This window comes from Nocardia sp. XZ_19_369, assembly GCF_015355715.1.
Taxonomy (GTDB): Bacteria; Actinomycetota; Actinomycetes; order Mycobacteriales; family Mycobacteriaceae; genus Nocardia.
Genome location: NZ_JACVED010000001.1, coordinates 880,558 through 894,786, shown reverse-complemented (window position 1 = coordinate 894,786; position 14,229 = coordinate 880,558). Strand labels below are relative to the sequence as shown.

Genomic DNA, 14,229 nt, shown 5'->3' with positions numbered 1-14,229 from the left:
GGGAAAACGATGACCGCAGGCATCGCCGTCCAGCGGGAGGTTTCCCTGCGGAAGCGCATGCCGCTGCGGCATTTCCGGCAGCTGCACGGACCGGAGGCGCGCGATCTGTTCCACCGCGAGCCGGAGCCGTTCGGCGACGACTGCACCGATCGGGAACTACTGGCCGTCGGCCTCGGCGCGACGCTGTACGCACCGGCCACCCGGCCGGACCTGGCCCTGACCATCAGCAAACGCGCCGAACGCGGCGTGTGCTCGATGGTGATCGACCTGGAAGACGCGGTCGCCGATCACGAGGTCGAGCTGGCCAAACGGCAGACCGTGGACGCGCTGAACCTGTTGGCGGCCAACGGCGATTCGAATCCGCTGCTGTTCGTCCGGGTCCGCGACGCGGACACGATCGGCGAGATCGTCGAGCAGTTGGGCGCGGGCGCCGCGGTGCTGACCGGCTTCGTGTTTCCCAAGTTCGACAGCACGACGGGGCCGAAATATCTCGCCGCGCTGGATGCGGCGATGCAGCGACTGGGCAGGCCCATCTACGGGATGCCGGTGCTCGAGTCGGCCGGGCTGGTGCACCGGCAGACGCGCGATCAAGAACTCACGCTGATCGCGGAGCTGCTGGCCGAGCATCGGGAGCGGGTGCTCGCGGTGCGGGTCGGCGCGACCGACATGTGCTCGACGTTCGGCATTCGGCGCGACCGGGATCTGACCATCTACGACGTGCGGGTGGTCGCCGACGTGATCGCCGACATCGTGAACTACCTGGGTCGCGCGGATGGGACCGGCTTCGTGATCACCGGGCCGGTCTGGGAGTACTTCGCCGATCACGAGCGGATGTTCCGGCCGTTACTGCGTACCGCGCCGTTCGAGGAGTCCGACGCGGTGCCGTTCCGGCAGTACCTGGTGAGCCGGGACCTCGACGGTCTGCTGCGGGAGATCACGCTCGATCGGGCCAACGGGATCCAGGGCAAAACGGTGATCCATCCGTCGCATGTGGCGGCGGTGCACGCGCTGTCGGTGGTGACGCACGAGGAGTACTCCGACGCGCTGGACATTCTGCAGGTCGATGTCGGCGGCGTCGCGGCGTCGGGTTATCGGAACAAGATGAATGAAATGCGCCCGCACCGTAGTTGGGCGCGGCAGACGCTGTTGCGGGCGCGGGTTTTCGGTGTGGCGAATAAGGGAGTTTCGTTCGTGGATTTGTTGACGGCGTTGGTAACGGTATGACCGGCGCTGCGCTGGAATTTGTCGGGATTCCCTGGGCGACAAAAACTCTCGGTCTCCAACTGCACCACGAAGAGTCGTACAGCGCGATCGATGCCGGGCAGGCCAGTGCGTTGCCCGCCGAGCTGGCGATCGCGGAGCTGATTCAGCCCGGCCTGCGTCGCAATCCGCGGCGCGCGCATCTGCTGGTGTCCACTGTGCTCGGTAAGCATGTGCCGACCGACCCGCGAGTGGTGCTCGACGGCGCGAATCGGCTCGGTGATCTGGTGCGCGAGCTGCTCCGTGACCGCGAGGCGCTGGTGCTCGGCTTCGCCGAAACCGCGACGGGGCTCGGGCATTGCGTGGCGGCGCGGATCGGCGCGGTCGGCTATCTGCATTCGACGCGGCGCGATGTCGCCGAGGCGCAGACCCTCACCGGATTCGAGGAGGGGCACTCGCACGCCACCTCGCATCTGCTGCAGCCGGTGCCCGCCGATATCTTCGTGAACGATCTTCCGCTGGTGCTGGTCGATGACGAAATCTCCACCGGCGCAACGGCACTCGACGCGATTCGAGCGCTGCACGCTTTCTCGCCGCGCTCGCACTACCTGCTCGCCTCGCTGGTGGATATGCGCCTGGCCGCCGATCGCATCGCCTTCGACGAGGCGGCCGCCGAGCTGGGGGTCAGCATCGAGACCGTCTGCCTGGCGTCGGGGCGCACCGTGCTGCCCGACGGTCTGGTGGACGCGGTCGCGGAGCTGCCGGAACCTGAACTGAATCCTGTTGCCGCACAGCGCGGTTCGTTCGAGCGGATCGAGCTGCCCTGGCCCGCAACAGTGCCCGAGGGCGGCAGGCATGGGATTTTGCGCGCCGACCTCACCGCGTTCGACGCGGCCGTCGGGGCCGCGCACGAGGTACTGCGGTCCCGGCTCGAGCTGGCGTTCCCCGGACGGCCCGTGATCGTGCTCGCGCACGAGGAGCTGATGTATCTGCCGTTGCGGCTCGCGGCGGAGCTGGCCGATTCCGGCACCCCGACTCGCTACCAGACCACCACGCGGTCACCGGCCTACGTGCTGGACGAGCCCGGATACCCGCTGCGTCGCGGATTCCGTTTCACCGCACCGGAATCGGATCAGGAAGCGCCGCGCTACCTGTACAACGCGCACTGGACGGCGGAGTTCTCCGGTCAGCCCGACGGTGCTGCGCCGGTGGCCGAGTCCGTCGACCCGGTGCTGGTCGTCGTCATCGATCCGCCCGCCGATACCGCGGCGCTCGTCGCGGACGGTGGGCTCGTCGATGTCCTGACCGCCTCCGGCGCCGATGTGCTCGTCGCGGTGATCCCCGGTGCCGATCCCCGCGCATTGCATGCCGCGCGCGGTGGCGCCGCGGTGGCGCGCGCACTGCCCGAACCGCTGCACGGCCCCGAGTTCGGTTCTTATGCGGCCGAAGATGTTTCGTGGCTGTTGAAGGACCTGTCCGACGTCGACCTCGAGGCCGACGTGGCCGAACGGGAACGGCGCATCCAGTCCGGTGCCGCGCACTACGCGGAGTCGCTGCCGATCGAGTACCAGCCCGACGCCGCCTATCGTTCGCTGTTCGACGAGGTGCTCGCCGACAGTGCCGAACGGCTGGCGCTGGCCGTGGCGACCGTCGCCGAACTCGTGGTGGCCGAACGCGGCGACGACATCGTGCTGGTGTCGCTGGCGCGGGCGGGCACGCCGATCGGCATTCTCATGCGGCGCTGGTTGCGCTCGGGACGGGCCGCCGGAAGCCTGGACGTGCCGCACTACGCCGTCTCCATCGTGCGGGATCGCGGTATCGACGCCGTCGCGCTGGATTACCTTGCGCGCCATCATGATCCGGCTTCGATCGTGTTCGTGGACGGCTGGACCGGCAAGGGCGCCATCACACGCGAGCTCACCGAAGCCCTCGACGCGTACCACACCGCGGGTGGCGCGCGGTTCAACGACGAGCTCGCCGTGCTCGCCGACCCTGGGCATTGCGTCCGTACCTATGGCACGCGCGACGACTTCCTCATCGCTTCCGCCTGCCTGAATTCGACTGTGTCCGGCCTGGTTTCCCGCACGGTGCTGAACGACACGTTGATCGGGCCGGGCGAGTTCCACGGTGCCAAGTACTACCGCGAACTCGCGGACGACGATGTCTCGCAGCGCCTGATCGATACGGTGACCGCCGCCTTCGATGCCGTCCGTGCTCGGGTACCCGCGGCGGTCGCGGCCGTTCGGGACAGCGATCGCACGCCGACCTGGGCGGGCTGGGCCTCGGTCGAACAGGTCCGCGCCGAATACGGCGTTGCCAGTGTGAACTTCGTGAAGCCCGGCGTCGGCGAGACCACCCGGGTGCTGCTGCGGCGGATGCCGTGGCTGGTGCTGGTGCGCGACGCCGAGGCGCCCGAACACGCGCACATTCGCTTGCTCGCCGCGGCCCGCGGCGTGCCGGTCGAGGTCGTGCCCGACCTGGCCTACTCGTGTATGGGACTGATCAAGGACGTGCAGCAGCCGTGATGGAGCTACGAAGACCCCGAAGACACACGCTGGTCGCCACCGACCTGGACCGGACAATGATCTACTCGCGCAACGCCTTCAGCGCGACCGCCGACGTGCCGACCGTCTGCGTGGAACATCTCGAGGGTGCGCCGCTGTCGTTCATGACGACCGCCGCCGCGCTGCGCATGCAGACCCTCACCGAGCCCGCCGCGGTCATCCCGACGACCACCCGCACCATCAAGCAGTTCACCCGCATCCAATTGCCCGGTGCCCCATGGCGTTACGCCATCACCAGCAACGGCGGCAACATCCTGGTCGACGGCGTGCCGGACCTGCGCTGGCGCATCGACATCGACGCCAAGGTCCGCGCGGGCGGCGCGCCGCTCTCCGAGGTCACCGCCGAACTCCGGACCCGCATCGACGATTCGTGGGTCACCAAGTTCCGCGAGGCCGACGACCTCTTCTGCTATCTGGTCGTGCGCCCCAAGGAAGTTCCCGCCGGTTTCCTGGCCGAGTGGGATGCCTGGTGCCGGGCCCGTGGCTGGTCCGCCTCCCAGCAGGGCCGCAAGATCTACTCGATGCCCGATGTCGTGTGCAAGAGCCACGCCGTCGCGGAGGTCCGCCGCCGCCTGCTCGAATCCGGCGAACTCGCCACCGAGGCCGAAACTTTCGCCGCGGGCGACGGCGCCCTCGACGCCGAGATGCTGCGCGCCGCCGACTACGCCATCCGGCCGCGGCACGGCGAACTCGAGCATCTCAACTGGACCCACCCCAACCTCACCATCACCCGGGCCACCGGCATCCTCGCAGGCGAGGAGATCATCAACTGGTTCATCAAGGGCGCACCGTCGGCTGAGTAGGTCCGGTCGGCCCGGTGGCCGACCGCGCGCTGCGCCACCCGACAATGTGCGGATGCGGGTATTGGTGACGGGTGCGAACGGCTACCTCGGCGGTGCCGTCGTCAAGCAACTGCGGGTCAGCGGGCACGAGGTGATCGGGCTGGTGCGTGGCGCGGGAACGCCGGGGGAGGGGCCGGTTCGGACTGCCGACCTGCTCGACCTCGAGGCCTTGACCGCGGCTGTTCGCGACATCGACGTGGTGTGTCATCTGGCCGGGCTCACTCGCGTCCGCGAATCCGTCGCCGATCCGCTGCGCTACTTCGCGGTGAATGTCGGCGGCACGGTCGCGCTGCTGCGCGCAATGGCCGCGGCGCAGGTGGGCGGGCTGGTTTTCGCGTCCACCGCGTCGATCTACGGCACGCCGGACCGGCAGCCGATGTCGGAGGAACTGCCGGACCGTCCGCCACATCCGTACGCGGCAAGCAAGGCGGCCGCCGAGTCGGTGATCGCCGCCCAGGCGGCGACCGGTCAGCTCGCGGCAGTGGTGTTGCGGCTGTTCAATATCGCGGGCGGCGCCGACCCGGATCCGACCAGGATCGTGCCGCGCGTCCTCGCCGTAGCGGCGGGCGTCGAGCCTTCCCTTGCGATCAACGGTGATGGCACCGCGGTGCGCGACTATGTGCATATCGAAGACGCTGCAACAGCTTTCGCGGCGGCGGTCGCACACCTGCCCGAGCGCGGTGCGTGCCGCCGGTACAACATCGGCAGCGGCAGTGGCACCAGTGTCGCTGAACTCGTTGCCGAAGCCAGCCGGTTGACCGGTCGGACCATCCCCGTGGAGCATCGGCCTGCGGCGCAGGAGCCACTGCGACTGGTCAGCGACAGCGACCGGGCGCGTCGTGAATTAGGTTGGCAAGCAACGGCATCCGATGTAACTACGATCCTGCGTGCTGGATGGGCCCGGAGGTCATGACGTCTAGAACCGGGCTGCCTTCTTGTCCGGCGCGAACGGAATACCGGTCGACAGCGCGCGCAGTCCCAGCGTGCACATCTCCCCGAGCATGCCGATACCGATCGACAGGGTGAGGGGTTTGGCGTCGTGATGCATCCCCATGGTGCTGCCGAGGGCGTTGATGCCGAATCCCACCGCCGCCGAAGCCGCCCAGACGGCAAGGGTTTTCGCGGTATAGCGCTGCCAGAGATGCCCGTCCCGCTCGAAGAGCACCGTCGTGGTGCCACGCACCGCACCGAACGCGATGCCCACCACGCCACCGATCACCAACCAGGTGAGGTCGACGCCACTGAGCCCCTCGACCCTGGTGACGCTGTAAATCCCGACCCCCACCAGGATCAACGGCGTCAGAAACGTGTCACGCGCGTCCACCGGTTCCCCCAGGAACCGCTTCACGATCAGCACGATCGCCCCCACGATGATGACGAGCAGCAATCCCACACTCACGGCGCCTCCCAGCACGAAGTCCTGCCGGGAAACTAACCCCGCCCCGAGCGCCGCCGAGTCCACCGAACGGACGATCCGAAGGATGACTGCGCGTCGTTCGGCCGCCACCACCTGCGGGCAGCTACCTGCTGACCAGGCCTGCGATCTGCTGGGCGATGGCGGTCATGCCGTCGAGGTTGGGATGGTACGAGCTCATGACGGCGGCGAGATCCGGTGTGCGGGTGAAGGGGTCGGCGAAACCGGTGACCCACGGGCTGGGTGTGCACGGTGTGTGAGTTTGGTCGACCTCGATGACGTCGGCGCCCGCCGACCGGGCCGCGCGGGCGGTCGCGGCGAGCAGCCCGTCATAACCTGCACGCGCGGCGCTCGCCTGGTGCGGTTGCAGGGGCACAGCGGCGCATGCGGTGGCTTCGCGATCGACGACGGGCAGGTAGTCGACGAACAGCACGCGGGCATTTGGTGCCTTGGCGTGCACCGCGTCGGCGATACGCACCAGCGCCTGCTCGACGCGACCGTAATCCGTATCCATCGACGGCCCAGCGAGATCGCCGCCGCCGAGCGCGCACCCGCGGGTCACCGCATCGGCCGCCGCCGTAGGCAGCGAAAACGCCTGGACGGCAGCGTTACCGCAGCTCTGGGTGATCATGGTGCCGACGAGACGCAGATCGTTGCCGCCGATGGTGACGGTGACCAGCCGGGTATCGGCGGTCACCGCGTCGAGCTGCGCCGGTACCGACCGCCCGTCCCGGAGTCGCTGCGCAGTATCCAGGATATGGGCCGTGGTCGCGCCCGAGCAGGTGACGTCGGTGAGCCCGAGCCCGAGCCCGAGCGCGTCGGCGAGCAGGCGCGGATAGTTCTGCGCGGATCGGGCGCACCCGGTGTCGGCGACCGGCGCGATCCCCGGGCCGGCCGCATAAGAGCTACCGAGCGCGACATACTGCGCGCCGGGCTGCGCGGCGGCCACCGCGGGACCCAGACCGGCGCTGGTGACAGCGGCAGCCGCGATCGCCAAGGTACGCAACAGTGTCGAACGTCGTGCCACGGTATCGACCACCTTGTCCAGACGTCTGGCCAGCTTTGTCCGAAAGTAGCGCAGCCCGGGACGCGCCGCCCCGCACGGGCACTCAGTACCCCTGCTGTCCGCCCAGCTGCTGAGCGATGACGCCCTGCAGACGTTGCAGTCCGGTGGGTGTGATGCCGCTCTGGATCTGGCCCTCGATGGTGCGGACCAGCATGGCGTCGCTGATCACCTTCTCGCTGGACTGGATCAGCACGGTGCCCGCACCGGTGAAATCGAATTGGCGTTCCTCGCCGGAGCTGACGCCGAAGCGCGCGGCGCCCGCGGCCAGGAAGCTGGAGATCCAGCGCTGGTCGTAGTGATGGCTGGGGGAGGGGCAATCGGCCCAGCCGACCAGGGATTCCGGGTCGACCCGCAGCGGCGGCTCGGCGAACATGACCGGGCCGTTGGAGGAGGCCAGGAACTTGCCGGTGCCGATCAGGGTGAGGAAGCCGGGCACGATCGACTGGTTCAGCGACAGGCCCGGCTCGAACGCCAGCAGGTTGGCGGCGCGGATGGTGAGGTTGCCGTTGTCCTCGAGGTCATAGGAATTGATGTCGTAGCCGCGGTCGCCGATGATCAGCTTCCCGTGCCCCTCGGCCACCACATAGTCGCCGGTGAACAGCGGCGCCGAGAATTGCTGCGCCACCATGTGCATCATCCCGCCCTGCAGGCCATGGGTGAGCATCTGGAATCGCATGTCGCCGTAGTAGGCGATCATCGCGCCCTTGCGCATGAACCACGGCTTGTTCAGGTCGATGCAGTAGGCGTAGCTGTTTCCCGGAATATTGTCGCTGTCACCGAGATTCATCGGATTCAAGATATCGGTCATGGTCACAACTTCTCTTCCGAGGCCTGCACGTACACGACACCCTGTCCGACACAATGCAATTGCATCGCCTCGCCGGAACCGCGACCCACCGCGTCGCGCCAGCTGAGCGCGGTCTTCAGCTCGGTCTGCACGTTTCCGTACGCGGCGACGAACGCCTGCGGATCCACCACGATCGGATTCGGGCCGCCCACTTGCAGTTCCAGGAATCCGCCGTGCGCCAGCAAGACGGCGGCACCCTGCCCGGACAGTTGCGTGGTGAACATGCCCTGGCCGGTCAGCGCCCCGGTCGCGGCGCCACGCAGCGCACCCATCAGTCCGCCGCCGCCACCGCCCCCGCTGCCACCCGAACTCATCACCGAGACAATGGAACTCTGCAAACCCGCGGTATTGGCCAGCAATCGCGACGCCTCGACCCGCAGCATCGCACCCGGCTGCATCTGCACTACATGGACTTCCAGTCCCGCGAATCCGTAATGCACTTCACCGGTGCCCTGCGCCAGCATGGTGCGCTCGTGCTCGCCCGCCATCATGCGGCCGGCCATGCGCATCAGCCCGCCGCCGCCACCCATCGCCTGGCCGCCCGGAATCTGGTGCGGCGCAAAGGAAACGTCACCCGTGTAGAACAGCATCGCGCCGGTGCGGGCAGCGACGCCACCCGCCATCCCGACGTTGACCTTGACGACCTTGCTGTTGACTTTCTCGAACATCCGCTCGCCCTTACCGTTCCGCCGGCTGGATCAACACCACGCCCTGGCCGTCCCAGCGCAGCGAGAACGCCTCGCCCGCGTCCTGACCGACCACCGTGCGCCAGGAGACGTCGGTGACGAACGACTGATTGAGGTTGCCGCGCGCGGCAACGAACGCATCCGGGTCGACGACCAGCGGGTACTGCGGCGACACCTCGAGATGGATCAGCGGCCCGCCCGCCGACAGCAGCGCGACCTGGCCCTGCCCGGACACCGTCGTGGTGAACAGCCCGGCTCCGGTCGACGCGCCGCGTAGGCCGGCGAACCGTACGTCGGTGCGCAGGTTCCCGGCGAAGGCGAGCAGCTGCTGCGACTCCACCTGCAGCGTCTCGTTGTTCAGGTTGACCACGGTGACGTGCTGGCCGTTCACCGCGAAGAAGACCCGGCCGTTGCCGGAGCATTCCATCAGCGCGAGTTTCTCGCCGGTGGCGCGGCGCTTGAGCCCCGCTAGCACTCCGTCGCCGCCGCCGAAACCGGCCGCCTTGAACTGCACGTTGCCTTCGTAGGCGATCATCGACCCGGATATCGCCCGCAGGCTCGTCCCGGCGAGGTGCGCCTCGATCACCTTCTTGGATTGTTCGAACAGTTGCGCCATGAGGGTGTTTTTGCTCGCTGTCTCGTTACGGGAACATGGAAAACCCCCACATTCCAACTGCGTGTCGACACATTAGCCGATGCCCCGGCAACTGACGGGGTCAACGAGGGTGTTTACCGGAACCGTTGCCCGCGCCTTTCTCGTAGAGTGGCATTCGAACGCACCGACAAGCGAAGGGTCTAACTTGTCCGCAACACTCGCCAAGGGCCAAAACGGTCCGCTGGCCACGAACGACGTGGTGATCTCCATCCAGCTCACGGCGCCGGCGGATCTTTCCGCACTATTGGTCACCGAGCAGGGCAAGGTCCGCTCCGACGCGGACTTCGTCTTCTTCAACCAGCCGAGCGGACCCGGGGTCAACCTGCAGCCCGCGCCCGCCGGGCAGCCCGCCTCGCTTGCCGTGTCGCTGAACTCGGTGCCCGCCGATATCGCGCAGATTCGCGCGGTGATCACCCTCGACGACGCGAACAGCAACTTCGGGCAATTCCCCGCGCCGACCGCGATCGTGTCGGACGCGACGGGTAATCGGTTGTTCGAGTACCAGATCGAGGGTTTGAGCACCGAGTCGATCGTCATCGCGCTCGAGCTCTACCGCCGCCAGGGCAGCTGGAAGGTGCGCGCCGTCGGACAGGGCTACGCGGGCGGTTTCGCCGCGCTGGTCACCGACCACGGCGTGACGGTCGACGATTCCTCGTCCCAGCAGCAGGCCGCGCCAGCACCGCAGGCCGCGCCAGCGCCGCCACCGCCACCGCCGCCCGCCTACCCGACCCAGCCGCCGCCGACCACACCGGCGTACCCGGCTCAGGATCCGCAGTACGCGCCGACCGGTGGTTACCCGCCGCCCGGCCCCGGCTACCCGCCGCCGGGCCAGGGTTATCCGCCGCCGCCCGGACCGGGCGCCGCGCCCGGCCAGGGCGCGTATCCGCCGCCGGGACAGCCGGTTCCGCCGCAGCAGCCGCCTGCCGAGGTGAGCCTGAGCAAGGACCGCCCGGTCAGCCTGGTGAAGGGCCAGCGGGTCACCCTCCGCAAGGAGGGCGGCGCCGCGCTGACCTTCGTCAAGATGGGTCTGGGCTGGGATCCGGTGAAGAGCCGCGGCATGTTCGGCAACCGCACCGTCGATGTGGACCTCGACGCGTCGGTGGTCATGTTCGCCGACACGAACCCGGTGGACGTCGCCTACTACGGCCAGCTGACCTCCAAGGACGGCTCGATCCGGCACCAGGGCGACAACCTCACCGGTGAGGGCGAGGGCGACGACGAGGTGATCCTGGTCGATCTCACTCGCATCCCAGCGCACGTGTCCACGCTGGTGTTCATCGTGACCTCCTACAAGGGGCACACCTTCGAGCAGGTGCAGAATGCGTTCTGCCGCTTGGTCGACGGCACCAACAATGCCGAATTGGCCAGGTACACCCTGGCCGGCGGCATGCCCTTCACCGCGATGGCGATGTCGAAGGTCTTCCGGGTCGGCAACGACTGGAAGATGCAGGCGCTCGGCGAAGGCTTCGCGGCCAAGCATCCCGGTGAGGCAGTACCCCATCTCGGCCGGTTCCTGCAGCACGGTTGATCGGGACGGCGCGAACAGCAAGGCAGACAAGGTGATTCAACTGAAGGCCGGTCAGAACACGCCACTGACCGGCAATGTCGTCCGATTCCGGGCGAAAGCCGAGGCGGCACTAGACGTTTCGGCGCTGGTGGTGGCGGAGAACCTCAAGGTCTTCGCCCCCGAGGATTTCGTGTTCTACAACCAGCCGACCGCCGCGGGGGTGCGGCTGGACGCGGACGAGGTGACCGTCACGCTGCCCGAGGTGCGCGGTGACGCCAAGGCGGTGCTGCTGATGGTCAGCGCCGACCCGGCGGTGCCCGCCAGCCCCGGCGGCCTCGGCACGGTGACCGCGACACTGTCCGAGAACGACCGAACCGCAGCGGAATTCGTGATCACGCCGTCGGCCGGTGAGGCGGCGCTGATCTGCCTGGAGGTGTACCGCCGCGGCACCGATTGGCGGCTGCGCGCCGTCGGGCAGGGCTACTCCGGTGGCCTCGGCGTGCTGCTGACCGCGCACGGCGTCGAAGTCGAGGACGATCCGGCCGATCCCGCCGCGCAAACCGGCTCGGCGGCACAGGTCGGTGAGGTGCCCCAGCCGACCGCGGCGCACCAGGCCGGGCCGGGCGTACACACCATGGCCGGTCCGATGGCCAGCGAAGCCCGCTCCGCGGCGGCGGCGCCGCTGGAGGTCGGGCACGGGCTGGAACGCCTGTGGATGATCTTCGAGGATGCCGCTCGTTCGGCCGCCGCGCTGCTGTCCGCCCGTGACTACGCGGCCAAGCGGCTGGACCAGGAATTATCGGTCGCGGTCGCGGATCCCGAGACCAGGAACACCCCGGTCGCCGACGCCGCGCGCCGGGCGGCGCAGCAACGCAACGACGAACTGATCGCCACCGCCGAGAGCAACCATCAGCGCGACAGCGCGCAGCTCGTGCGCGAGCTCGCCGACGCCGATCTGATGCTGCCGCCCGCGCTGGCGTCCTGGGACTCGCCGGTCTGGGAGAAGCCGGTCACGCCGAGCGACGGCATCCGGCTCGGCGAGCTGTACGCGCTCGAACGCGGGACGCTGCGGGTGCCGTATTGCGTTCCGGTGCCGTTGAATCGGCCGCTGTGGATCGATACCGAGTCCACCCGCGCGGTCGCGCCGGTGGTGAGCGCGCTGCTCGCGCGGCTGCTCACCGCGGCGCCGGGTCGGCGCACGCTGGTCGACATCATCGATCTGACCGGTGCGTTCAGCGGTTTCACCGACCTGCTCGCGCCGGTGCTCAACGGACCGCCGATCACCGACCACACCGAGATCTCGGCGCGGCTGCAGGCGCTGGTCCAGGCCGCGGAGCTGGCCGAGCTGGCCTTCACCAGCGGCATGGGCAGTCCGCCCGAGGAGCACCGAATCCTGATCGCGGCGGATTTCCCGCACGGCTACCAGAGTTCGGACGCGCAGCGCATCGGTTCGCTGATGGTGCGCGGCGAGCTGATCGGGCTGTCGATCGTGATCATCGGCAGCGACGAATCCGAGTCGAGCGACACCACCGTGGCGATGCTGTCCCAGTCGTGCAGGCACCTGCCGACGATCGCAGGCGCACCGCTGTTCGATCCGTGGACCGGCAGCCCCTGGCAGCTCGACCTGGACACGCTGCCCGAGGATCCGGTGCTGCTGGCGCGTTACCTGCGCACCCACTGAGCCGAGTCGTCGACCTGCGAGTGCCACTCGCGGGTCGGCGCCACCCGGGGCCGCAGCAGCTCGGGCAGCCAGGGCAGCAACGGATCCGGCGCGCGGTCGACGATGCCGCCGATCGGGTCGTCGACATAGTCGCGGCGAACCAGGTCTTCTTCAGGGCGATAGATCTGCCGAACGATCAAGGCGCACAAGCCGAGTACCGCGAGATCGCGCACGACGACCGTGCCGGTGAACCACTGCTCCGGCAGGCCCTTCTTGTCGAGGCCGAGGTAGTAGAACATGCGCGGCGCCCAGACCAGCGCGTCGATCGTCATCCAGGCCAACAGGATTCGCCGATGCGGCAGCGCCAGCACGGCCAGCGGCACCAGCCACAGCGAATACTGCGGGCTCCACACCTTGTTCGTCACCAGGAACGCGGCCACCACCAAGAAGCACAGCTGCGCGAGCCGGGGGCGTTGCGGCGCGGTCAGCGCGATGTAGCCGATCGCCACGCACGCGGCGACGAACGCCAGCAGGGACACCGCGTTCAGGATGACCGGCGGTTCCCCGTGGCTCAGCGTGCCGTCGAAGCCGCTCCAGCCGGTGAACGAGGTGATCACGTTGTAGATCGAGTCCGGGTCGGCGTGCCGGGTGGTGTTGAGCCGGAAGAACTCCCGCCAGCCGTTCGGGTACAGCGCGGCGATGGGCAGGTTCACCACCACCCAGGTGCCGAGCGCGGCGGCGACCGCGACGGCCGCGGCGCCGAGCGGCCGCAGGCTGAACAGGTGTATGCGATACGGGGTTTCGCGCACCCAGTCCTGCGCCGCCGACCAGCTGTCGATATCGCGAAAGCGCAGCCCGAGCTGAGTGCTGGGCAGCCGCTGCATCGGGTCGGCGCGCAGGCAGAGCACCACGATCGGGCCGAGCAGCAGCAGCGGATACAGCTTGGCGGCGCCGCCGAGACCTAGCAGCAGTCCCGCGAGGGCCGGGCGTCGGCGCGCCCAGGCCAGCAGGCCGGTCGCGGCGAAAGCCGTTGCCAGGGCATCGAAATTGGTGAAGATGTGCACGATCACCAGTGGCGAGCAGGCGATCAGCGCCGCATCCCACACCCGGCGCCCGGCCAGCTGCGCGCTCGCCCATACGGTGATCAGCCAGGCCAGCGCGAGGCCGAAGGCGACGACGTTGAAGTAGATCACCACCTGCAGCGCGCCGGGCAGCGGCGCGGCATCCCAGGCCTTGGCGATCCGCATCGAAAGGTATTGGTACAGACCGGACAACACCGGATACTCCATGTACCGGGTTTCCTGGCCGCCGTCCGGGGTCTTCTCGGTCCAGTCCTTCTTGTACGGGAAGGCGCCCTCGTTCAACCGCTCCGCGCCGTACAGCGGGACCGTGTCCGAGTAGCACATCGCCACGTACTGGCGCCCGTTGTTCCAGTCGAGGGTCAGCGATCCCTCGCCGGTGCCGGTCTGCTGGATGCAGCCCGCCTTGCTGAACCAGCCGAACGCCAGGAACACCACCGTGAACGCCAGCAGCACTCGCATCGGCGTCCAGAACCGGGCCCGCCCGATCAGCGCGTGTTCACCGACCGGGCCGCCGACGACCGTCGACAGCTGTGCGGTGAGTGAGTCGTTGCGGCTGGGCCGATCCCGGGCGTCGGCGGAGCGCAGATCCGGCGCGAGCGGGCCGGGCGCGACGTAGTACGCGCCGCCGGAAGGTGCCCCATCGGCCCGCGGCACGCTCCCGTTCGTCCGCTGGTCCACCAGTTCCTGATCGGTCACGGCCCCCGAC

General features: G+C 68.6%; 12 protein-coding genes. 6 read left to right on the top strand and 6 right to left on the bottom strand.

The window, feature by feature from the left end; translation table 11 throughout:
• Positions 1-9: 9 nt before the first annotated feature.
• From IBX18_RS04180 to IBX18_RS04165, 4 genes are read left to right on the top strand one after another with little or no spacing between them, the layout of a single operon-like run.
• Complete coding sequence (locus IBX18_RS04180) at positions 10-1,224, top strand: HpcH/HpaI aldolase/citrate lyase family protein (protein ID WP_194832385.1); 1,215 nt, start codon at positions 10-12, stop codon at positions 1,222-1,224.
• Positions 1,221-3,725 (top strand): phosphoribosyltransferase, encoded by a 2,505-nt coding sequence (locus tag IBX18_RS04175; protein WP_194832384.1) that lies wholly within the window; start codon positions 1,221-1,223, stop codon positions 3,723-3,725. The genes IBX18_RS04180 and IBX18_RS04175 overlap by 4 nt, the downstream gene beginning before the upstream one ends.
• A complete protein-coding gene (locus IBX18_RS04170; protein ID WP_194832383.1) occupies positions 3,725-4,567 on the top strand; it encodes an HAD family hydrolase in 843 nt (280 codons plus the stop codon). Before IBX18_RS04175 ends, IBX18_RS04170 begins: the two co-directional genes overlap by 1 nt.
• Positions 4,568-4,619: 52 nt before the next feature.
• The gene (locus IBX18_RS04165) at positions 4,620-5,519 is read left to right on the top strand and encodes an NAD-dependent epimerase/dehydratase family protein (protein WP_194832382.1); all 900 of its coding nucleotides are present in this window, start codon (positions 4,620-4,622) and stop codon (positions 5,517-5,519) included.
• A 3-nt stretch (positions 5,520-5,522) separates the two neighbouring features.
• Here IBX18_RS04165 and IBX18_RS04160 read toward each other — a convergent pair whose 3' ends face one another.
• The 5 genes from IBX18_RS04160 to IBX18_RS04140 form a co-directional block, all read right to left on the bottom strand.
• The gene (locus tag IBX18_RS04160; RefSeq protein ID WP_194832381.1) at positions 5,523-6,005 is read right to left on the bottom strand and encodes a DUF1453 family protein; all 483 of its coding nucleotides are present in this window, start codon (positions 6,003-6,005) and stop codon (positions 5,523-5,525) included.
• A 121-nt stretch (positions 6,006-6,126) separates the two neighbouring features.
• Positions 6,127-7,047, bottom strand: coding sequence for an SGNH/GDSL hydrolase family protein (locus IBX18_RS04155; protein WP_194832380.1), 921 nt, complete (start codon positions 7,045-7,047; stop codon positions 6,127-6,129).
• Between the two features lie 82 nt (positions 7,048-7,129).
• Complete coding sequence (locus IBX18_RS04150; RefSeq protein WP_194832379.1) at positions 7,130-7,894, bottom strand: AIM24 family protein; 765 nt, start codon at positions 7,892-7,894, stop codon at positions 7,130-7,132.
• Between the two features lie 2 nt (positions 7,895-7,896).
• Entirely contained in the window at positions 7,897-8,601 is a 705-nt protein-coding gene (locus tag IBX18_RS04145; RefSeq protein WP_147133133.1) for an AIM24 family protein, read from the bottom strand.
• 10 nt (positions 8,602-8,611) lie between these two features.
• Entirely contained in the window at positions 8,612-9,235 is a 624-nt protein-coding gene (locus IBX18_RS04140; RefSeq protein WP_107653378.1) for an AIM24 family protein, read from the bottom strand.
• A gap of 184 nt (positions 9,236-9,419) precedes the next feature.
• Between IBX18_RS04140 and IBX18_RS04135 the strand changes: the two genes are divergently transcribed.
• The gene (locus tag IBX18_RS04135; RefSeq protein WP_194832378.1) at positions 9,420-10,802 is read left to right on the top strand and encodes a TerD family protein; all 1,383 of its coding nucleotides are present in this window, start codon (positions 9,420-9,422) and stop codon (positions 10,800-10,802) included.
• 31 nt (positions 10,803-10,833) lie between these two features.
• Positions 10,834-12,462, top strand: a complete 1,629-nt coding sequence (locus tag IBX18_RS04130; protein ID WP_194832377.1) for a TerD family protein — start codon at positions 10,834-10,836, stop codon at positions 12,460-12,462.
• Here the strand turns inward: IBX18_RS04130 and IBX18_RS04125 are convergent.
• A complete protein-coding gene (locus IBX18_RS04125) occupies positions 12,444-14,219 on the bottom strand; it encodes a glycosyltransferase 87 family protein (protein ID WP_194832376.1) in 1,776 nt (591 codons plus the stop codon). The genes IBX18_RS04130 and IBX18_RS04125 overlap by 19 nt on opposite strands.
• Between the last annotated feature and the right edge of the window lie 10 nt (positions 14,220-14,229).